The 21056-nt window shown below is 36.3% G+C and carries 20 protein-coding genes and 1 pseudogene; 3 read left to right on the forward strand and 18 right to left on the reverse strand.

Translation table 11 applies throughout. The annotated features are described in order from the left end of the window. From RUH95_RS16625 to RUH95_RS16635, 3 genes are all read right to left on the reverse strand, one after another. Positions 1-834 (reverse strand): leucine-rich repeat protein (locus RUH95_RS16625; RefSeq protein WP_313894020.1); only part of this gene is annotated, 834 nt, incomplete at its 3' end. 247 nt (positions 835-1081) lie between these two features. Then, a complete protein-coding gene (locus RUH95_RS16630; RefSeq protein WP_313894021.1) occupies positions 1082-2086 on the reverse strand; it encodes an alpha/beta hydrolase in 1005 nt (334 codons plus the stop codon). A gap of 93 nt (positions 2087-2179) precedes the next feature. After that, positions 2180-5266: an ATP-binding response regulator gene (locus RUH95_RS16635; protein WP_313894022.1), complete on the reverse strand. Its 3087-nt coding sequence runs from the start codon at positions 5264-5266 to the stop codon at positions 2180-2182. Between the two features lie 161 nt (positions 5267-5427). On the opposite strand from RUH95_RS16635, the gene RUH95_RS16640 reads away from it, so the two are divergent. Beyond that, positions 5428-6153: a sulfite exporter TauE/SafE family protein gene (locus RUH95_RS16640; protein WP_313894023.1), complete on the forward strand. Its 726-nt coding sequence runs from the start codon at positions 5428-5430 to the stop codon at positions 6151-6153. Positions 6154-6399: 246 nt separating this feature from the next. Here the strand turns inward: RUH95_RS16640 and RUH95_RS16645 are convergent, their stop codons facing one another. The 12 genes from RUH95_RS16645 to RUH95_RS16700 form a co-directional block, all read right to left on the reverse strand. After that, positions 6400-6690 carry a HesB/YadR/YfhF family protein gene (locus RUH95_RS16645; RefSeq protein WP_313894024.1) on the reverse strand — a complete coding sequence of 97 codons (291 nt, stop codon included), beginning with the start codon at positions 6688-6690 and terminating at the stop codon, positions 6400-6402. Then, positions 6687-8090 carry an MDR family MFS transporter gene (locus RUH95_RS16650; RefSeq protein WP_313894025.1) on the reverse strand — a complete coding sequence of 468 codons (1404 nt, stop codon included), beginning with the start codon at positions 8088-8090 and terminating at the stop codon, positions 6687-6689. Before RUH95_RS16650 ends, RUH95_RS16645 begins: the two co-directional genes overlap by 4 nt. A gap of 26 nt (positions 8091-8116) precedes the next feature. Further along, a complete protein-coding gene (locus tag RUH95_RS16655) occupies positions 8117-8692 on the reverse strand; it encodes a TetR/AcrR family transcriptional regulator (RefSeq protein WP_313894026.1) in 576 nt (191 codons plus the stop codon). Between the two features lie 70 nt (positions 8693-8762). Further along, positions 8763-9821, reverse strand: coding sequence for a C45 family autoproteolytic acyltransferase/hydrolase (locus RUH95_RS16660; protein ID WP_313894027.1), 1059 nt, complete (start codon positions 9819-9821; stop codon positions 8763-8765). 269 nt (positions 9822-10090) lie between these two features. Next, on the reverse strand, positions 10091-10615 hold the full coding sequence (locus RUH95_RS16665; RefSeq protein ID WP_313894028.1) for a CueP family metal-binding protein: 525 nt from the start codon (positions 10613-10615) through the stop codon (positions 10091-10093). A gap of 379 nt (positions 10616-10994) precedes the next feature. Further along, positions 10995-11762: an SDR family oxidoreductase gene (locus RUH95_RS16670; protein WP_313894029.1), complete on the reverse strand. Its 768-nt coding sequence runs from the start codon at positions 11760-11762 to the stop codon at positions 10995-10997. Positions 11763-11780: 18 nt separating this feature from the next. Continuing rightward, positions 11781-12005 (reverse strand): hypothetical protein, encoded by a 225-nt coding sequence (locus tag RUH95_RS16675; RefSeq protein WP_313894030.1) that lies wholly within the window; start codon positions 12003-12005, stop codon positions 11781-11783. A gap of 142 nt (positions 12006-12147) precedes the next feature. Beyond that, entirely contained in the window at positions 12148-12534 is a 387-nt protein-coding gene (locus RUH95_RS16680; protein WP_313894031.1) for an aldose epimerase family protein, read from the reverse strand. A 356-nt stretch (positions 12535-12890) separates the two neighbouring features. Continuing rightward, on the reverse strand, positions 12891-14438 hold the full coding sequence (locus RUH95_RS16685; RefSeq protein ID WP_313894032.1) for a sensor domain-containing diguanylate cyclase: 1548 nt from the start codon (positions 14436-14438) through the stop codon (positions 12891-12893). 392 nt (positions 14439-14830) lie between these two features. Next, positions 14831-15895 carry an LLM class flavin-dependent oxidoreductase gene (locus RUH95_RS16690; RefSeq protein ID WP_397469519.1) on the reverse strand — a complete coding sequence of 355 codons (1065 nt, stop codon included), beginning with the start codon at positions 15893-15895 and terminating at the stop codon, positions 14831-14833. A gap of 117 nt (positions 15896-16012) precedes the next feature. After that, positions 16013-16570 (reverse strand): NADPH-dependent FMN reductase, encoded by a 558-nt coding sequence (locus RUH95_RS16695; RefSeq protein ID WP_313894034.1) that lies wholly within the window; start codon positions 16568-16570, stop codon positions 16013-16015. 98 nt (positions 16571-16668) lie between these two features. Then, complete coding sequence (locus RUH95_RS16700; RefSeq protein ID WP_313894035.1) at positions 16669-17076, reverse strand: DoxX family protein; 408 nt, start codon at positions 17074-17076, stop codon at positions 16669-16671. A gap of 125 nt (positions 17077-17201) precedes the next feature. On the opposite strand from RUH95_RS16700, the pseudogene RUH95_RS16705 reads away from it, so the two are divergent. Together RUH95_RS16705 and RUH95_RS21580 are read left to right on the forward strand one after the other, a co-directional pair. Next, positions 17202-17569 (forward strand): annotated as a pseudogene (locus RUH95_RS16705) (winged helix-turn-helix transcriptional regulator). Positions 17570-17713: 144 nt separating this feature from the next. Beyond that, complete coding sequence (locus tag RUH95_RS21580; RefSeq protein WP_313894036.1) at positions 17714-17890, forward strand: hypothetical protein; 177 nt, start codon at positions 17714-17716, stop codon at positions 17888-17890. A 293-nt stretch (positions 17891-18183) separates the two neighbouring features. Here the strand turns inward: RUH95_RS21580 and vanY are convergent, their stop codons facing one another. The 3 genes from vanY to RUH95_RS16725 all read right to left on the reverse strand — a co-directional run bounded on the left by vanY (position 18184) and on the right by RUH95_RS16725 (position 20971). After that, positions 18184-19062 carry a VanY-A/VanY-F/VanY-M family D-Ala-D-Ala carboxypeptidase gene (vanY, locus tag RUH95_RS16715; RefSeq protein ID WP_313894037.1) on the reverse strand — a complete coding sequence of 293 codons (879 nt, stop codon included), beginning with the start codon at positions 19060-19062 and terminating at the stop codon, positions 18184-18186. A gap of 99 nt (positions 19063-19161) precedes the next feature. Then, positions 19162-20277 carry a sensor histidine kinase gene (locus RUH95_RS16720; RefSeq protein ID WP_313894038.1) on the reverse strand — a complete coding sequence of 372 codons (1116 nt, stop codon included), beginning with the start codon at positions 20275-20277 and terminating at the stop codon, positions 19162-19164. Continuing rightward, on the reverse strand, positions 20270-20971 hold the full coding sequence (locus RUH95_RS16725; protein ID WP_313894039.1) for a response regulator transcription factor: 702 nt from the start codon (positions 20969-20971) through the stop codon (positions 20270-20272). The genes RUH95_RS16720 and RUH95_RS16725 overlap by 8 nt, the downstream gene beginning before the upstream one ends. Between the last annotated feature and the right edge of the window lie 85 nt (positions 20972-21056).

Raw genomic sequence — 21056 nt, forward strand, 5'->3', positions numbered from 1 at the left:
CCATCCGTCAAACGTATAACCGGGGTTTGTCGTGGCTACTGGTGGTGTTGCCTTTTCATTAGGTGCAACATCTTGTGGGGCTACTGCTGTCCCTCCGTTTGCATTAAATGAAATTGTATAGATATACTTCGCATAAATAGTCATTGACCCAGGAACAGAATTATTCCAAGGGGTACTAAAAGCCTTCTCTAAAAACCATCCTTTAAATTTTGTACTCTCAGGATAGAAAGTAAGAATCGGATCAGGTAGAGTAAGAGTACCTTCAAATACCACAGTCTTTAATGGATTATTATAAAATGCTGGGCCATCAACTGTTTTTACATTTTTCGGAATTATGACGTTTTCTAATTCGTTAACGCTAAATATATTTTCTTCAATTGCGGTCAAATTTTCCGAAATCACTATGTCCTTTAATTTGTTGCGGCTAAATGCATGTCCACCTATAGTCGTTACACTATCTGGAATCGTTACATGCGTTAATTTGTTATTAGAAAATGCTCCGTAAGCAATAGTTGTTACACCATCTGGAATTGTCACGCTTTCTAAATCCTTACTAGCAAACACATTTATTCCAATTGATGTAACTTTTTTCCCACCTAACGTCTCCGGAATGTTTAAAGATTTCTCTGGACCAGTTGGACTAGTGTAGCCTGTAATCTTTACAGTCGTCCCATCTCCATTGTCATCATAGACAAACCCATTTTCAGTTGCAGCATTTACGGACAAGCTACTTAATAGTGCGGTTACTAATAATATCATGATCAAAAGAATACTTTCTTTCCGAAAAATACTACTTTTTATTTTTGACGCACAAACACTCCATTTACTTATCACTTTAATCTCTCCTCTAAACTATTCTCTGTTCGTAACCTCTCCATACACAACTTCCCTGAATTCATCTGTTCAAGCTTCTTTTATCCCCATCATTCGTCAAATAGTTGTTTCAAAGAAAGGTTAACATATGAAAATGAAAGAAAACTGAAAGAAAATAATAGACATGTGATAAATCTATTTGACGATACTATTTTTTATTAGAAATGGAAAAACGCTAAACATAATAGTTCAGCGTTTTCATCCCTCTTTATTTATTTTCTGTATCACTTGTAGATTGTAAGAAGCGGATCATTTCATCATAAGTATTTTCAGCCTGTGGGGTGTTCATAATAAACTGATATTCATGCCCTAGCTCCGCTTCCTCTTTCGAATAAAAAACAGCTTGTACAGGAACACCGATTTTCTCTAATTTTCTTTGCAATTCCATCCCTTGATCTTCAAACGAACCAACATTACCATCCGTTAAAAATGTACGCGGAAAATTACCCGAAATATGTTCAATGATAGAAGCATGATTGGCAGAATCGGATTCCAACCAGTTTTTATCATCTATATATGCCCAACCAACTCTCTTAAATATAAAACTAATAAGAAAATTATCACTAATTTCTCCAAAACGAGTTACATCATAAGGTCCACAAAATAGCAGTGCAGCTTTAATCGTTTCTGGCGGCACAACGCCTTTAATATCTACTAGCTTCGCGTAACTTTTATCCACTTGAATATTTACAAATTGACTAGCAATTTGAGCACCAGCAGAATCTCCTGCAAAGTAAATCTGCTCCATATCTATTCCATAATTCTTAGCTTCGCTCTTTATAAATGTATATACTTCATTTACTTGATGTAAAGGTGTTGGATAAGTAGCTCCTGGTGCTAGCTCATAATTCATATTAACGACTATATATCCTTTACTGGAAATTTGCACTGCGTACTCTGTAACATCTGCCTTATCTCCACCTAAAAAGGCTCCGCCATGCACCCAAAAAATGACTGGCAGTTCCCCTTCAAATTCCTTCGGTGTAATAATATCCAAATATCCTTCTTTATAATTAGATTCATAGGAAATATCCGTATATACCTTTGTCATGCGTTCTATTTCATCATAGTTATCCGGCTTCACCGCTACCCCTTTTTCAAATAATTTATGTATTAATAAAGCAGTCGGTTTTGGAGATACAACAAATAGCAAAATAGTTAATAGGATTAAAGATACTATGGAGATTGCTCCTATCTTTAATATTTTTTTCACCCCACCACACCTTTCTAAACAAGTACTTATCCCTCTACTGTATATCATTTAAGAGCACGAATTCAAAATTGTTTTAGAATCTGGTATTTACAATTACTCTTCCCTCACATCCTCAAAATCTTTGTAAACAATAAAATTTACTTTTGTCCCTTCGTTAGGCGCGCTTATGATTTGAAGACCTTTCCCAAATAGTCGTTTTAGACGAAGATCTGTATTCAACAAACCAATTCCTGATTGATTGCTTGGTGTTCTTTCCAGCAAACCTGTTAATACAGTTTCATCTATCCCGATGCCATCGTCTTCAACCGAAATTTCCACATATGTATCATAGTTTGAAATTCGGATTGTCAATTGACCGCCTGTTATACGCTTCATAATGCCATGACCTATAGCATTTTCGACCAATGGCTGAATCGTTAAGGAAGGAATCATTAGATCCAATCCCTCATCTATCTCCCATACCACACGCAAACGATCACCGAATCGCTCTTTCTCGATTAACAGATAAGCTTGAATTAGAGTTATTTCTTCTTCGATATGTGTAAGCTCATTCATATTATCAAACTGAAATTTCTTCCACAGCAAACGACTAAGAGCTTCCAAAACATTATTCATTCTTTTTAGATCGATTTCACTCAAAGCAATTACTGTATTCAATGTATTAAATAGGAAGTGGGGTTGGATTTGTGCTTGGAGCCAAGCTGCTTCCATTCGTAATCGCTCATGCATAGATCGTTTAACACTTGTCAAAGTACGAACTCTCGACCTTAATTCTAAAGCATCCACAGGTTTTGTTACATAATCATTGGCACCTGACAAAAAACCTTTTTCTATATCAGTTGACTGGCTTCTTGCAGTAAGCAAAAGTACCGGAAGTTCTGTCATTGAAAAAATTTTACGAATCTTTTGAGTTAGTTCATATCCAGACATTTGTGGCATCATGACATCTGAAATAACTAAATCCCATTCTTTTGCATGTAATGCCACCAATGCTTTTTCACCACTTGTTACTGTAAGAATTTCATAATGATCTGATGAAAGGATGCTGTTAATGACCTGCAAGTTAATCGGATCGTCATCTACAACCAGTATTCTTGGTAGATCGTCAACAAGTTCTTGTTGTGCTTCAAGTTGGCTTAAAGTCTCAGCGACTACCAATTTCACACTATCATCGGATGCGCTCACATCGTTAGCGATTGGTGCATCCGATATCGGTAAAGTAAAAGTAAATTCTGAGCCCGTCCCTAAAGTAGAGTGAGCTTGTAAAGTTCCCTCATGCAGTTCAACTAATTGTTTTGCAATGCCTAGTCCTAACCCAAGTCCTCCTTTAATCACTGATTCGCTGTGATGCCCTTGCTCATAAGGAGTGAACACATTTTGCATCGTTTCCTCATCCATGCCAATTCCTGTATCCAAAATAACAATGTGAGCATTCTTTCCTTTCACATACCCCTCGATTGTAATTTCACCTTCGTTTGTATATTTCACCGCATTATGAAGGAGGTTGAATACAATTTGGATTACCCGATTTTCATCCGCGAATAAAGGTGGAAAACTATCTGGAATACCATTGATAACTCGGATTGATTTTCCTTCCATCATAAATTGAAGCATATCTACTACACCCGAGATAACTGTCTGTATGAAAAAGGGCTTCAATTGTAGTTTAGGACCGCCTTCCTTTAGGCTCGTCGCATCGAGTAAATCATCTAACAAGAGTGACATGCGTCGCCCAACAGATAATACAACTTCCATATCACTTAAGCTTTTAGCTTCCAATGTCCCTCTCTCTCTTTCGAGCACTGCTTGCGACATATTCAATATGCCATGCAACGGATTGCGAAGCTCATGAGAGGTATTGGCAAGAAACTCATCTTTAAATTTATCTGCCTGCTGTAATTTCTTTGCCTGCTTTTTCGTTTCTACATGCAATTGATGATAATGCCTAAACCAAACGGCCGCTAAAAAAGCAACAGATAATATTAAGTCAATCGGATAGTACATTACTTTAATGCCTGTTACTGTAAAAATACCCGCCCATACAAAGTGATTGCCCATCGAAATAATGGACATTATCAATAAATAATTTCCATGATCAGTTGCAAAGGATACCCGGAGCAATGCGAACGCAGCGAGTAGCGCCGAAACTATCACGATTACAAAACACAAGCTTGAAATTTCAGAAAGGTAATGTAAAGGTAAAATAATAGTCAACAATGCCACTCCTCCGCAAAGAATAGCATGGTAATGAACATACTTGCGTAAAAGTGCTGGAAATTGAGGCTTCACACATTGGATGAGCGCATACGCCGAGGCTAGCATAGAAAGACAAGTTAGTTTAAATGCCCAATTATAACCAAGCGGAAGCCAGTCAAGTAGAATTTTTTCATCACTCGCCAATAGATAATAGAGCATCGTACCAACCGTTACTACGGCAAAGTAAAGTAATCTTTTATCCCTAAACCCTCCCAAGAATAACATACAGGCAAATAATGCATGCACTATAAATATGACAGATGTGATAAGTTGTAAGGTTTCAGAAAGCTTAACCTCTCGAGCAATTGCATCCTTCGTTCCAAATTTAACCGATCGAATCAGCCCACCTCTATCAGGTGCCTGAAAATTTGACGCTTGGATCACCACTTCAATCACACCATCATCGTTCATGAATAAAGACGAAGTGTAAGGGACATTCCATCCAACAGAATTTTCCTCACTCTCCCCGATTGTTCCCGACTTCTCTAGCAGCTGTCCGTTTGCATACAATTCTGATGCGCTTCGAACACTAGAAATCCGAATACCATAAATGGAATTACTCGCTGAATCAACGAGAATGCGTAAACGATATGAACCATAACCATATGTACTATGGTCTTCCGGGTTCAACAAAGTACCCCAATTTCCTGGAACGGTAATATACTGTGGATCTTTCGCATCGGTATCCTTGTTATCTATAAGCCATGTATAAGGTTGAAACTCCCATTCACCATCTAATGTGATCGATGGGTCATCTGAAAAATCCCAATTTCGCAAATCAAGTTCCCCATCAACAATTTGAGGTTGATCCGCATCTTCAAATGCTGCTATCCAAAATAAACGCAAAACCGTAAGTACCAAGACAAACAAAATTGCAATCACAAGTACTTTCCATATATAAATCGTATTTCTATTATATTCCAAAACAATCCAACTCCTAGTACCATCTCTTTATTTTTACTTTAGCATAAAGAGATTCGGGAGACTCCTTAAGTTTATATAAGAATACGACACCTGCTACATAAAAGTTTACTTTAAAAATGATATAATTCTAATAAGTATACTTTTAGATTTGGAGGATTATTTTGGAGATTGCACTCATTTTCATATGTATTATATTAGTAGCTTCTATATTGCAATCAAGCACAGGATTTGGTTTTTCTATAATGGCGACACCTTTTTTGTTAATGCTATTTCTACCTCAAGAAGCTATTCAAATAAACATTATTTTATCTCTAATTATTTCAGCGGCATTAATATGGAAAATACGAAATGATATCGATATCATTCTGTTAAAAAGAATTACTTTAGGCAGTATTGTAGGTGTACCATTAGGTATATTAATCTTTATATCGATTAACATTAATGTTTTAAAATTAGGAGTTAGTATACTTCTTTTACTATTAACTTTGTTATTAATATGCAATTTGAAGGTCAAATCCACGCCGTTCAGGGATTTCTTAGTTGGGGGAATTTCTGGAGTTTTGACGACCAGTATCGGTATGCCTGGTCCACCGTTATTGCTCTACTTTACAGGAACAGATACTGAAAAAGGAAAGTTAAGAGCAACTACTTTAGCTTTTTACCTCTTTATATATTTCATCAGCCTAGTAAGCCAAATCCTCTTCACTGGAACTAGCAAAATAATATGGCTATCAAGTCTCTACGCAATTCCCATCTTATTTATAGGTTTATTTACTGGCCAAATTATTTTCAAATGGATTAATCAACGGATGTTTAGAATCTTTACGTATATCCTTTTGATTTGTACAGGTTTTTTTCTTTTATTTGAAAGTTTAAGTTCTTTATAAATAATAGTGATGGCTATCGAATAAGGAAGTATTTTGAACGCAACTTTCTTTGTTTCAACTACTGATTGAATACTTAACGTCAGATAGAACTCATAGGTTAGATTGTCTTTATTTTTAAACCTTTATTTGCACTATAAGTGACTCATCCATACACTTTAAAAAAATACCCCTGTAATCATTAGTTGTTTCCAACGATTACAGGGGTAAAACATTTGTACTTATGAAGCAATTGATGTCTCGCAGCCTCTATTTTTCTTTACAAATAAATTCTAACTCTTCATTTCCCAAAATAACTTTCATATCAAATTCCTTCAAAAACCAGGAATTAACCTCATTAAAGTAAAAAGTAATTCCTTCAACTTCAGTCTTTACAGCGATGCTTCCTTCTTTTCCAACGGACATACCTAAAGAATAATTCGGATGTGCCGTCGGGATTCCACCGTAAAGTTGCATATAATATTGAACATAGTCGCCTTGTTCCAAATCCATTTCACTTTTATACCACTCAGCTGCTTCTTTACTTACCTCTAAATTCATCTTTTTTCCGCCTTTCCACTCTTACTTTTTATACGAAATGCCAATAGAAGACCTAAAATCCCTAGTACAGACGCCAACATAAACGAGTTTTGAATCCCTTCCATCGCTGCTTGTTTAGGCTCTAGAAGTGTTGTGTTTAAAGATGCATAACTCATGACAGAAATGAGTGTTGCAGTTCCAATCGATCCACCAACCATCCGAATGGTATTATTCATTGCTGTACCATGAGGAATGAGATGCGGAGGTAGTGCATTAATACCCGCTGTCATTAAAGGCATCATAATCATTGATATACCAACCATTAAAACAGCAAATATACTCGCAATCCATACAAGTGTTGCATCAAGTGACAAGTTAGCGTATAAAATCAATGCCGTCGTAATGAATGAAAAACCAGTGACTGCAAGCCATTTCCCACCAAATTTATCGAATATTTTACCGGTAACCGGTGACATAAAGCCCATGATCAGTGCCCCAGGAAGAAGCATTAATCCCGATTCAAGTGCAGTAAAGCTTGCGACATCCTGTGCGTAGATAGGTAATAATGTTTGAGTTCCTACCATAATGGCAAACACAAAGACGGACAATATCGTTGTAATCGTAAACATAGACGAGTTAAATACACGGAATTCCAACATTGGTTGTTTCAGTTTCAACTGTCTTGTGATAAATATAACTAATGCTACCAGTCCGACACTAATTGCGCCAATAGCTTGTCCGCTCGTCCAACCAGCTGTACCGGCAATACTAAATCCGTACAACAGACCTCCCCAACCAAAAGTCGAGAAAATGACAGATGCAAAATCTATTTTCACTTGCTTTTGTTCCGTTACGTTTTTCATTAAGAAAATTGCTAACACAAGAACGATTAAAGCAACTGGAAGTACCGTATAAAATAGAGAACGCCATGAATACTGAACAATAAGCCATCCTGCTAATGTCGGACCAATTGCAGGCGCAAAGCCTGTAACGAGACCAACCATCCCCATTGCAGATCCTCTTTTTTCAGGTGGAAAAAGAGTGAGCATAACCGTCTGCATTAACGGCATCATAATTCCTGCTCCCATACCTTGAATAATTCTTGCTACAAGTAACACAGAAAAACTTGGTGCGACTGCTCCAATGAGCGTCCCAATGGAAAAAACACTTAACGCTGCTATTAAAAGATGTTTACTCGAAAACCTTTCAATAAGAAATGCGGTGACTGGTATTAATATACCGTTCGTTAACATAAATGCTGTTGTCAGCCATTGAGCTTGGCTAGCATTAATGTGAAAATCATTCATAATAGGCGGAATCGCTATTATGATTAACGTTTGATTTAAAAGCGTAACAAAAGACGCTGATAATAAAATCCCAACAATAAGATTTCGATTAAATGATTTTTTTTCAGATAACATTTACTATAAACTCCTATCTATCTTACTTATTTTTTTAGTGCTTCACAAAATAATTGAATCGTATTAGTTAAAAAAGATTCTTCCCATTCATGCAAGAAATGGTCCTTCCACAAAGAGGTAGATGAAAAGTATCCATATAAAGTAGTTAAAAAAATAATTGCCTGCGCTTCTGCATTCGTCTCTTTCATTTGATTTTTCTCTTGCATAGAAGTGAAATAGGCGATGATTAAATTTTTAAGCTGCATCGTATTTTTAACAATCACATGATTTAGTTCTGGAAAATCACTTCTTTCTTGAATTGCAATTAAGAAAATGGCTCTATTTTTATTCATCGAATCGAAGTAAGACTTTGCGATTAATGTCAAATCCTTTTCCAAGTCCCAAACGATTTGATTGGAAAAAATTTCTTCAAAATATGGAATATAGGAAAATTTTTCTACCGCTGATTCAAAAACACCCATTTTCGTTTTAAAATGTCGAAAGACGGTCATTTCACTGACATCCGCCTGCTGCGCTATTTCCTTTATAGAAACCGCTTGAAAGCCTTTATCTTGCATTAATGTTAATGCTGCATGAAGTATTTTATCTGAAGTCTTTTGCATTCCGTTCCCTCCAATAGATCAATTAATGAGAGTTAGTGATAACTAACATTTTTACACAAAAAAATAGGAGTTATTCGTCGTAAATCCTATCCATATTAACAAAGGATGTATGATAGTTAAGCATACCTTTGATCCGTGTCACATGTATTCTTTCCCCTGCTAAATAACGATTAAAATCAAAGATAACCGGCATTTGATTGCCACCAATTGCAAACAAAGCTTTCCTATCTCTTGGAAGATAAGCAGATGTGTGTATAGTTCCAGCAGAAGCATCATATTTGTGAGCAAATATCTCTTTTTCTTTATCATTCAATAGCTGATATGCCGTGTATACATCTAAATTATCACTTCTCTGGCTCTCCAATTCTTTCTGCCTTCTTAACGAATCATCCGTTCGATAACGATTTTCTTCTGTTAATACTTCAAAATGGTTCGTACTAATATTCGACTTTCTCGCTATTACCTTTCTTGGTGAAGCTTCTACAACAAATGTTTCGCCACTCGAATCTATCAAAACATAACTAAATGATGTTCGATGAGGAATTTCCTTCAATAAAGCAATAGCTTCCTCTACATTAGCACAAGTTTCTAAAATAATTCGGCCAATCATATTACAAACAAATCCATTGTCTGATCCAACTCGATTAATAAAGTTATAGCCCATTGCAAGTCCTTTTTCATTCATCCCATCGGTACGTCCTGTTATTTGCATAGAAGGACCTATCGTTGCATATCCCGAATCCGTAGGTTGGTAAATCATATACCGCCCTTCATAATAACCTGGATGGCTATCATAATTTCGGATGATAAATTCAGAACCTGTTAAAATAGAGCATCCACTTTTCTCATACTCTACATAATAACCGCCAAATTCTCTTAGAGCATCCTCCATCGTCCAATTTAGCGCATCTGCCAACCCTTGCAGCTCATCCAACATACTCGGCATAAATCGAGAAAATAATTGAATCGCCTCTTGTGCATTAATCGTAAAATGACGTCGTCTTGTAATAGCCCATTGCTTTTCACGGTTAAATAAAATAGGAGACTCCTTTAACAGTTCACCTTGCCTATAACCGAAATCATAATGATTCCCTTTAAACTGAATAACATCGCTATAAACATGATTCATGTACTTATCCCCCTCACTAACCTCAACATCACTTTACCACTCAAATGATATATCCTCAACTAAATAGGCTTATATACTTTAGAAAAGAAAAAGAACCGATATATATGCCTTAGCACACGCACGGTTCAAATTATTTATCTTCGTCCAGCGAAAGCCCCCGCAGAACGGAGATAAAGCCTCCGGCGGATGTCACAGATTTTCAGAGGAGATTTTCGAGCAAGCTCGAAAAAATCTTGACGCAATTACGCCAATGCGTAATTGATTATGTTTTATGTTAATTGCATAGTTGTGACACACGTATTGTCACCTTTAAAAGTAGAGAGTTCAGATTCCACTGTTTTGCCGTCATAATCGATTTTTACTTGATATGTTCGATCACGCGGTAACCATAGATCGATAAAACCATTTTCAAAAGATGTAATCGTTTCATCCATCACTACATTGCCTTCTGCATCTTGAATATGCACATCAAAATCTTTTTCAACTAATTCTCCTTGGCATCCCGTCAAACTGTGGATACCACATTCATGCGTAGAGCTAACAAATGGTGCAATCGAAACAAAAAACTCGTCCTCTGGAAGATCGAAAGAAGTCTCTTTACCATTATCCGTCACAATCAATTCATGTGATGTAATAGAGGCAGTTACATCTTCAAAAGTACCAACACTATATGCATGAACCTTTTCTTTAATATCCTGTTTTCCCTCTTCATTTGGTGCGCTACTATCGCCGTTACAAGCTACTAAAACTAGACTTAGTACTAAGACAAATGCTAAAAACAAACCCTTTTTCATACATTATTCCACTCCAGTTTTTTTCTCATATTTACTAATCAAACTATTTTCATTTTATCATATCCCCACTTCAATAGTCCGTTTTCACCGAATGTTCACGAGTTTCTGAGCTTTGAAGCTCATTCATTTTTCACAAAATATCCACCATTAGATAAAAGTAACCCAAGCGTCCTTATACATTGTTTTATTTTAGATTCACTCTGAAACAAGGAAGTCCACCATGTAAAATAAGATAACAAACATAAAACGACCAAACCAATTCAAAAATGGTTTGGTCGTTTTTAACATTATGCTCTTGTAAGATTCGGCGAGCGTGAAAGCCCCAATTCGCAGACTTTTTTCAAGGTGCACATATTTTGGGTATCGTTTCCTACCTTATTTAATATAAAACCATCCCACCATCTACAAATAAAGTTGCTCCTGCAACATAACTTGCTTCTTGTGATAAAAGCCAGGCAACTGGTGCGGCAATTTCTTCCGAGTTACCAACTACACCACATGGAATTTTATCAATAATTTCTTTAGTGATTACTGGGTCTTCAAAAAACTCTGCATTCATCGGAGTAGCTATTGCATCGGGAGCAACACTATTTATTCGAATACCTTTACTTGCATATTCCCGTGCCAATGTTTCGGTCATCATTTTAATGCCCCCCTTTGAAGCAGCATAGTGTACAAAATTTGGTTTGGAAATTCTTTGATGAACACTAGATATATTGACGATACTTCCTTTTATATTATGCTTAAGCAAGTATTTAATCGTTTCTTGACATCCTAAGAATGCTCCACGCAAATTAATATTCATAATACGATCCCATTCATCTACCGGTAGGCTCTCAGACGAGTACTCAGATTGAATGCCTGCATTGTTAACAATCCCATGTAATGTCCCAAAATGGGAAACAGCTACGTCAACCAGTTTCTTTACTGTATCAACTTCACTAACATCCCCCCGACACGCCACAGCCTGTCCGCCAATTTCTTTTATAGCACTAACAACTTCATTTGCCAAAGATTCATTACTTTCGTCATGATAATCAACTACAACTTTACACTTTTCTTTGCCAAGACGAATTGCTATCGCTCGTCCAATTCCTTGCGTTGCACCCGTTACAATAAATACTTTGTCCTTCAAATCATTGTACATAAAAGAAAACCTCCTAATTTATTCGTTAAATTCATGTACTTTGCATTTCATCCATGACAATTTCATATCAAATGTTTTTGTTTCCTTAGCCTTAATTTCAATTGCTTCATCTTTTTGAATAGATTCCATTAACCCTTCGTGATGCGATGCGGAATTTGGTTCTACCCCCATAACATAGCAAGCTCCATAGAACGGATAGTTTTTAAGACCATTAAATTCTTGCCATAACCAAACATTAGGCATGATTTATTGATCCCACTCTACAACTACACTTAAATCCAATTGCCGATTGCTTATTGAATAGATTCCTCTATCTAAATCTTTTAAAATAGCAAAATCCGTCGCCTTATTTGAAGGTACAACACTTAGGTCACTAGATAGGTCTTCAATTGGCCAAGTATGCACACCCTTTTTTAAACGTGATAAAACTGCATCTTGTTCTGCAGACTCTATCGTTTTCGCTGGCATATCTAGTTCCTGGTCCAATAAATGGTTCACCGAAAGCAATATGCTGCCCCCACTCTACAAACAAATCTTGTTCACCATTATTTGTAATGCTTTCCTCCACACGAAGAGATTGCTCTGTCACATCTATCGTTACAATTCTTTCAATTGAATATGGAGTTTTATAAAGCCTTGTTGAAAACTTAATTACAACTATTAAATCCGTTTGATTAACAAATTCATACCTCCATGGAACTTGACATGCTTCGCCATGATAATTATAAGTAACACCATTATAAAAACTATCATCCCCAGCATTGGGAAACATAAGCTGCCAACCTCCTGGGTAATTCTGTAGCCAGCGCTCTTGAGATGTATGACAATAATTAGCGCGATTACCTAATTTCCAAATACCCAAGGACTTTCCCATTTATACAATCTCTCTATCTTAACTTTAGAATAAAGGTAACTTCTCAAATAAACTTAAATAAGAAAAGAAAAAACCATGATACATGCCTTTAGCACATTCACGGTTCAATTACTAGTTGGATTAAGTTAGCTGCATCGTTGCGATACATGCATTATCACCTTTAAAATTTGAAATTTCTGACTTCGCTATTTAATTTTTGGGTGCCAGGCACCCAAACAAAAATAGCCTACTGAATGTGTTTCCCATTCGGTAAGCTATTCGTGTATTCCCCTTTTGCTGGAAACCCCAAATTTAAAACTTCGCTTTGCGGCATACATGGCTTGGTCAGCATGATGCATAAGTGTTTGTCCATCCTCTCCGTCTTCAGGAAATTGACTGATACCAACGCTAAGCGAGATAGGTAAATCAGGATGGGTTGTTGTAATATGTTGTGAAAATGTTGATTGTAATTGTTCGATAAACTGATTCGTTAGCTGTTTGGAATGTACATCTCGTAGGAAAAGGACAAATTCATCCCCACCTAGTCGTGCAACATCTCCCGTATCCTTTACCGCATCTTGCAATATTTGTGCGGTAACTTGAAGCAATTCATCCCCTACTTGGTGACCATATGTATCATTTAAACTTTTGAAACTATCGATATCTATTAAAAGTAATGTAAGTGTTTGCTGTTCATTTCGACATGTTTCCATCGCTGCTTCTAATTGTATATTAAACAACCGCCGATTTGGTAAGCGTGTTAAGGTATCGTGGTAAGCGAGAAATTCGATTTCCCTTTGATATTGTTTTTGTAACGTTACGTCTTGGAGGATTAATAGAATATGCATTTGATTGTCCACCAATATATAATCTGCATTGACGAGCAATAAAAATTGAACATCATTATTTGAAATACTCAGAGCATAATCTTTAATTTCTTTTTCGGTTAAAAGCTGTTCCTTTAACATATCGTCTAGCAAAGCAAATAATTGCTCTTGTCGGAGATTCAAATTATCAAGCAATTTTGTTGCTGCAGGATTTGCATCATGAATGATCCCTTTAAAGTCAAGAAGCAGAATAGCGTCTGGATTTAAACGAAATAATTTTTCATAACGTTTATCGTACAAATTAAGAAAATCATGTTGTTTCATTATACGACGTAGGAAATAACACCAAACGATTCCAGCGTATATAAATAAATTGGGCGGTAGCATGTTTTCGTATGGAAAATAGCCCAATACAATATTTAATATAATCGCTACATAAACCGCTACTATCAGTTGCTGATAGATTGCCCGTTGTTCTTCCATTTTCGCCTTGGATTTTGCAATCAATAAAGGGATTAAGTAAAGAATATCTATGATAGTACCAACGGTAATGGCTATGTAATAGCTCTCATTATAGATTGGATATTTCCACATCCCCACTTCAAAAAAGTCCTGTGTAGAGACCAATTTACCACCAGTGAAAATATTTAAGATACCAAAAATCAGAGGTACATAAAATATATATGGATACAGAAAACGAGGCCAATTTGTATGAAGACCTGTAAATTTTATAAGAAAGTGAAAGCATAATCCAGGGATAATAAGACCTACACTAATTAGCCAAAGAGAAGAAAGCAGAGGACTATATTCTATCGAGACCTGATTTCTCACAAACTCTTCCGCAAATAGTAATAAAAAGCAAAAAGCAATAAGGCTTAGTAAAATGTGTTCCGTTTTTCTTTTATTGCGGAGAAGTAAATCCGCTGCCATATAAGTCAAAAATAAAATTGGCAGTCCGTGGGTCAACAGAAGTAGTAATGCCTCATTCAAGTCCATGCATCCATTGTCCTCCTTTCACAAGAAATGATATTTTCATAGTAACCTATCCCCGCAATTTATGTAAAGTACGAATGAGGACGTAAAGCAAGTCAAAAACGAGTGTTTTAGTATACAATGGTATTCATTTTTTCTTATTAGCACAAATTCAAAAAAAGGATAAACAACAGACGTGTTAAAAAGTGAAGAAAGAATTCTTCTAATGACTAGACTACCTCAAATGACGCCTTGGTAAAGTTTTACACATCCAAGCGAACTGCTCCCACGTTTCTTAATAATCGACTTGCAGAAATGAAAAAGTGGGACTGCCTATTGTCGAACACTCGATAATAGGTGGTCCCACTTTCTTAGACTGCTAAATTAATAACAGTCACTAGAGTCATGATGAACATTCACTTTGCGGTTTCTCGTCGAACAACCGGTGCCACTTCCGTCGCCAGCATTTCAATGCCTTCAGCGACCTTGGAAAACGGCAAACCTCCAATATCCATCTGTGCAATAAATCGTTGATGTCCAAATAATTCATGCTGGTGGAGAATCTTTTCGATAATTTGTTGGGGACTTCCGACAAATAGCCCAGTTTCGGGACTAGCCATATACTCGAAATCAGAACGGGACATCATCGTACCCATTCCTCGCTGTTTATTGATATATCCCCAATAATTTCCGTAATATGGATAAAATTCATCTTTTGCTTGTTGCGATGTTTTTGCGATAAATGTATGTCCTGTCACCGCTATTTTTAATACATCTTCCGCATGTCCTGCCTCTGCTCCAGCTTGGCGATACAAATCAACGAGAGGCTTGAATCGAATCGGATCCCCACCGAGTATGGCAAGAGCCAATCCTGTTCCTAGTCTCCCTGCCCGAATTGCACTTTCTGGCGTTCCTCCTACACCTACCCAAATCGGTAATTTCTCTTGGACTGGACGAGGCGCAATCATGGCATTATTTAGTGAAGAACGAAAAGATCCTTGCCAATTGACGATTTCATTGGTATTCAGTTGTTGAAGTAGCTGGATATTTTCCTCAAACAGCTCATCATAGTCGCTTAGATCATAGCCAAATAGCGGAAAAGATTCTACGAAAGCACCACGACCTGCAATAATTTCAGCACGGCCATTTGAAAGTAAATCAAGCGTCGCAAAGTCTTCAAATAAACGAACAGGATCAACCGTACTTAAAACGGTCGTTGCACTTGTCAATTTAATCCGTTTTGTATGTTGTGCAACAGCAGCAAGAACAACTGCCGGAGCCGACAATGCGTAGTCCAAGCGATGATGTTCGCCGACTCCAAAAATATCAAGCCCCACTTCATCTGCCAATTTCGCTGCCGCTACTACCTCTTGAAGACGTTGCTTAATTCCGATTTTCTTGCCGCTTTGAGGATCTGGACCAAGATCTCCAAACGTATAGATACCAATTTCAATACCTGATTTCTTTGTTTCATTTTGCATGAACATCATCTCCTAACTTCACATTATTTCACATTAATCAATTATGTCTCGGCTAAATAAAAATATGCCAAGAACCATCACAATTTTGAGTTGTGTTGGTACTTGGCAACAAAACAATTATCGCACAGTTTTTAAAGCTCCGCTCCAAGAAAGGACTTGGTCTATCATAGCGTTTGCGTTGTCCGCATGATAATCAGCAGGTTTGAACACGCTCATGTTTTCAAAGTCAGACATCAGGGAGAATGTAACTGCTGTACGTACGTCAGCAACTTGCAGCTCACCTAAGATCAGACGTAGGTTTTCATGTGCACGCGTGCCTCCCAAGCTACCATATCCAACAAATCCTGCTGCTTTATTGTTCAATTCTGGATTCAAGAAGTCTAGTGCATTTTTTAGTGCTCCACCAATTGCATGATTATATTCAGGTGTTATGAAAATATAGCCATCGAAAGAAGCCATTTTTTCTGACCAAGCTTTTATTTGTCCTTCCGCATCTGGGTGTGCGTATGCTGAACCTAAGAATGGAAGATTGTAGTTTGCAAGGTCTACAATTTCATACTCTGCATCATTGCGTTTTACCGCAAAATCATTTACCCATTTTGCTACAGCATCACCATTTCGTCCTTCACGCACACTACCTTGAACAATACCTATTCTTAATTTTTCATTTGTCATTGTATTTTCCTCCTCATTTGTTCTACCTAATAGTCTTTGTAAAAATCCCACTTTCATAACCACCTATACAATTTATTTCTTACTATGAAATTTTCTATTTAGCTTTTCCCATTAGTAGGAAATAATTTATTACCTAACGAGAAACGGGAACTGCTTGCAATAGAGAGAAAAATCGACATAGCGAGTAATGCTAGTTCCAATTCATACCCTGCCATTTGACCATTTCCAAGAAATCCTGCAGATATTTTTACTGAGAAAATTGCCCCTAGCATAATAACAGCAAACAATATGGAAATAATTCGTGTTCCAATACCAAGTATCAACAAGATACCGCCGATTAACTCTATAACTGCAACGACATAAGCTGTAAACCCTGGAATTCCAAGACTATCAAAAAAACCAACCGCGTTACTTAAGCCTCCTTGAAATTTAGATAATCCGTGAATGAAAAAAGTAAGACCTAAAATCACGCGTAAAATTACCGTACCTTCATCATTTTTATTCATTTTCTTTATTCTCCTCTACCTTCAATTACTTTACTTAAGTAACTATACTTCATTAAGTTACTTTATGTAAGCAACTATACCTTAGTAAGTTTTTATTGTCAAATAAGTTATTAGGTACTCATGATATTTGTCCCCGATTTGAAAAAGCCGTCCCTCTTTAAGTCAGCGCTGGACGGCTTTAATCATCTATCAATTATTATCAGGAACACACCGATTTTGTACTCTCCAATTCTCTATCGGAATTAGTGGAAAAGTTTTGTCTGAAAGCCTAAAAGATTTAGAACAGCAGGGAATTGTAAAACGAGATGTTATACCTGAAGTACCTGTTATTATCGAGTACTCCCTAACAGAAAAGAGTAGTTCATTATAACCAACATTGAAAGAAACAGGAAATTGGTCCCGGTCGTGGGTAGAGATAGAGAGCAAAGAAATATTAGGGAAAATTATGTTTTTATCTAACATAGAAACTCTTTTTAAAATTTTCCTGTTTTGATTTCTTCGGGAAGAACATTAAATTTTTATGTCTCAAGTTTTTATGATAAAAATATTCGGACTCAATTCTAAGTGATGTTAATTACTACTTATGAGATAATATAAGAACTAATGTTTCAATTACTGAAATCAAAGGGATGTTGTCATGAAACCGATCATCCTTGCTGAAAAACCTAGCCAGGAAAAAGCTTACGCAGATGCTTTTTCTGTTAAGCGACAAGATGGTTATCTAGAAATATTACCTTCTCCAATTTTCCCAGCTAGTGCCATATGTTTGACCCATGGGTATTCCACTAATTCTATTAATGCACTTAAATATTAGAGTGTACATAAACCTAAATTAGGACTTATAATTTTGTGCAATTTCAAAGTAAAAAGGGGTAGGAATTAAATTATTCCTACCCCATGTCCATTCTAGTTAAAAAACCTTAATAATAATTTTGATCGTATCTTCTTAAAACTTCAAGTGTAGATATTTGTACGAGATTTAGTCGAAATATCGAATCGAACCCATCCTATCATCAATTATAAATCCTTCTTTTAACAAAACCCTTCTTAACTGTAACTATTTAACAAATTCATTTACATTTTTAATGCTGATAGTCTTTTCCCCTATCATTCATACACGGTCACAATTACTCCATCCATATTGTTGCCTGAAATCTCATAATGGTGATTCACAGGTACCTTTATTGTCATTCCTTGATTTTCAGGATAATAGGAAACAATATATTTTTTCCCATCGACATTAACAGAAATGTCCTGTTCTTCTTTTAGGTAATCCAAGTATTCTTCCAAAACAAGTTTTTTTTCATACATAATTGCACTGTGTGGCAGACCGACATAGCGAATATGCCAAGGTTCATATTGTATTCCTGTAATATCAGTTTTATCTTTTGGATAACGTAAAATAAAGCCGTATTTCCAAGCATTTTTTGCTATCCACTTTCCTTCGGGAGCATCCTCCATTTTCATTTGAGTAGATCCTACATCAAGTGATAAACCTAAATTGTGTTCACTATAACCTGGCGGTAACGCACGGACAGAACCCATTTGTTGATAGAGCATATCTTGTTCCTCAAAACTACGAAATCCGCTTGTGGTGGCGAAAGCATGAAGTCCATCTTTTCCCGCGGCAGCAATCATGTCAGAGAATATACGTGCAATATCCTCTGACAAATAAATTTCACTCCCCAATAACACGTATCCCTCTGTCAATTCATTGTGACTAGATAAATTGACAACGTCCGATTTAATACTCTCTTCGTGAACTGGATATTCATTGTTGACCAAAAGTAAATTTCCTTGATAGATTTGCTCTTTTGTAATTTCTTGCTGTTGGATACTTTCGGAATCATCTTGATAATCTATAATGTCGTTTTCTTCCCGATCATATTGTTGAATCTCTACTTTGTCTTGAAAAATCGGTGTTATATAAATAAATGCAAAACCCAAACATGCTATCAAAAATAAAAAAAATCCCCACTTCTTCATTTATTGTTTCCTCCTTGATCTACTAATTCATAGAATAGGAAAAACTTCTTAAAAAGGAAGTGGGGTAAACTTTAAATTTTTCTTAAATTTATTGGAATTTTAAACTTGCTCGTTATTTGGTATATTATCATGCGGTAAACGGATTTCAAATATCGTACTTATTAGACTACTATCGGCAGAAATCGTTCCATTATGCTGCTCAACTATATTCTTTGCAATGAACAAGCCAAGACCTGTGCCATTTCCTTGCGAAGTTCTTGCTTTGTCTCCAGTATAGAACGCATTAAAGAGATGTGGGATTTCATCTGTAGGAATGCTATTTCCATAATTCACAACTTGAACTACCACTTCATCTGAATCGATAAAACCATTAATATCAACATACTGTCCATCGTCTCCATAACGAATTGCATTCATCATAAGATTTTCAAGCACACGTGCTATCAAATCTCCATCACCATAAATGGGTAGATGAGGCGTACTATTCACCCGTGCTATCAAATGATTTTCTTTTAATATAGGATACAATTCTTCCTTTAATTGATTAAGTAAGTTAGTTAAATTTATTCTCTTTTTTTCAATTTGTAGCATTCCATAGTTCATTTTTGTTATTTCGAATAATTCATCAATTAGACTTTCTAAACGTTGCGATTTAGTATACGCAATCGCTAAAAAATGTCTTTCTTGTTCTATAGTTAAACCCTCATCCTTTAGGATCAAATCCAAATATCCTAAAACAGAGGTAAGTGGAGTCCGCAAATCATGAGCTAAATTTACAACCAATTGATCCTTACTGCTTTCCGAAAAATCTCCTCGTTGAATCGCTTCTTTCAATTTCTCGCTTGCCAAATTAATGTCTTGCGCAATATCCCTAAATTCATCATTTGATTGGATATGTACCTTGTGTTTGAAGTCACCTCGGGCAAGGTAGTGAATTCCAGTTGAAATTTCATCAAAATAGGTAGAATAGGGCTTCGTTAGCAAATAAAAAAACAAGATTGCAAGCGGGATAAACAGCAACAAAAAGAAGTTAATGTCGCCTATGTTACGAATGAATATACGTAGTTGAGCCAACTGGTCCCCATAATCAACCGATGTCTGATAATACCATTGCATTCCTTTAAAGGTTAGATACGTTATGGCACCTGATAGAAGCATACTTAAACCAAATAAAAACACCATCTTTGAACGAAAACCGCGCATCATTTTAACCATTGAACGTATACCCTACTCCCCATACTGTCCTAATCCACTTGTCTTTTTGTTTATCTTCTGCAAGTTTTTTCCGAAGCGTACGTATGTGAACCATAACGGTATTACCATCTCCAAAGTATGATTCACCCCATACCTGCTGAAAAATATTTTCTACGCTGAAAACTTTCTTTGGATGACTTGCTAATAAATACAAAATATCAAACTCTTTCGGCGTTAGCTCAATGCTTTCATCAAATAGAGTAACTGTATGCTGATCAGGAGAAATAGCTAAACCACCATATTCCAAACATGTTTTATTTTCTGTATTTGTTTGATATTGATTTAGTTTCATAAAACGTCGGAGCTGAGCATTTACACGAGCAACCAATTCTATTGGGGCGAATGGTTTAGTCATATAATCATCTGCTCCAATTACCAATCCCTGCACTTTATCAAAATCAGATGTTTTAGCACTCAAAAATATGATAGGCATATTATGCTGTTCGCGTATGCGGCCGGTTACTTCATATCCATTCATTTTTGGCATCATAATATCCAAAATCAACAAATCAAACGATTGAGTCTCTACGGCACGAACAGCCTCTTGTCCATCCGATACTTTAATAACATGGTAGCCTTCCCTTTCTAAAAGGATGGCGATTAAATCAGCAATTTCCTCCTCATCTTCAGCAATTAATATCGAAATATCTCTCATTTTCCCACCCCTAAGTAAAGTTAAGTTAAATCCAATATATATCAAGCACTATCCGTTTTCTATTATTTCCTTTTTCAACAGGTTC

Source organism: Psychrobacillus sp. (assembly GCF_032154225.1).
Lineage (GTDB): Bacteria > Bacillota > Bacilli > Bacillales_A > Planococcaceae > Psychrobacillus.

What these genes read in the sequence shown, in the direction of transcription:
- RUH95_RS16645 (WP_313894024.1), bottom strand. Translation starts at nt 6,690, where the DNA reads ATGAATTTAGAGGTAAGTAAAGAAGCAGCTGAGTGGTATAAAAGTGAA.
- RUH95_RS16675 (WP_313894030.1), bottom strand. Translation starts at nt 12,005, where the DNA reads ATGCCTAATGTTTGGTTATGGCAAGAATTTAATGGTCTTAAAAACTAT.
- RUH95_RS16665 (WP_313894028.1), bottom strand. Translation starts at nt 10,615, where the DNA reads ATGAAAAAGGGTTTGTTTTTAGCATTTGTCTTAGTACTAAGTCTAGTT.
- RUH95_RS16725 (WP_313894039.1), bottom strand. Translation starts at nt 20,971, where the DNA reads ATGAGAGATATTTCGATATTAATTGCTGAAGATGAGGAGGAAATTGCT.
- RUH95_RS16720 (WP_313894038.1), bottom strand. Translation starts at nt 20,277, where the DNA reads ATGGTTAAAATGATGCGCGGTTTTCGTTCAAAGATGGTGTTTTTATTT.
- RUH95_RS16655 (WP_313894026.1), bottom strand. Translation starts at nt 8,692, where the DNA reads ATGCAAAAGACTTCAGATAAAATACTTCATGCAGCATTAACATTAATG.
- RUH95_RS16695 (WP_313894034.1), bottom strand. Translation starts at nt 16,570, where the DNA reads ATGACAAATGAAAAATTAAGAATAGGTATTGTTCAAGGTAGTGTGCGT.
- RUH95_RS21580 (WP_313894036.1), top strand. Translation starts at nt 17,714, where the DNA reads ATGAAACCGATCATCCTTGCTGAAAAACCTAGCCAGGAAAAAGCTTAC.
- RUH95_RS16690 (WP_397469519.1), bottom strand. Translation starts at nt 15,895, where the DNA reads ATGCAAAATGAAACAAAGAAATCAGGTATTGAAATTGGTATCTATACG.
- RUH95_RS16685 (WP_313894032.1), bottom strand. Translation starts at nt 14,438, where the DNA reads ATGGACTTGAATGAGGCATTACTACTTCTGTTGACCCACGGACTGCCA.
- RUH95_RS16660 (WP_313894027.1), bottom strand. Translation starts at nt 9,821, where the DNA reads ATGAATCATGTTTATAGCGATGTTATTCAGTTTAAAGGGAATCATTAT.
- vanY (WP_313894037.1), bottom strand. Translation starts at nt 19,062, where the DNA reads ATGAAGAAGTGGGGATTTTTTTTATTTTTGATAGCATGTTTGGGTTTT.
- RUH95_RS16680 (WP_313894031.1), bottom strand. Translation starts at nt 12,534, where the DNA reads ATGTTTCCCAATGCTGGGGATGATAGTTTTTATAATGGTGTTACTTAT.
- RUH95_RS16670 (WP_313894029.1), bottom strand. Translation starts at nt 11,762, where the DNA reads ATGTACAATGATTTGAAGGACAAAGTATTTATTGTAACGGGTGCAACG.
- RUH95_RS16700 (WP_313894035.1), bottom strand. Translation starts at nt 17,076, where the DNA reads ATGAATAAAAATGATGAAGGTACGGTAATTTTACGCGTGATTTTAGGT.
- RUH95_RS16650 (WP_313894025.1), bottom strand. Translation starts at nt 8,090, where the DNA reads ATGTTATCTGAAAAAAAATCATTTAATCGAAATCTTATTGTTGGGATT.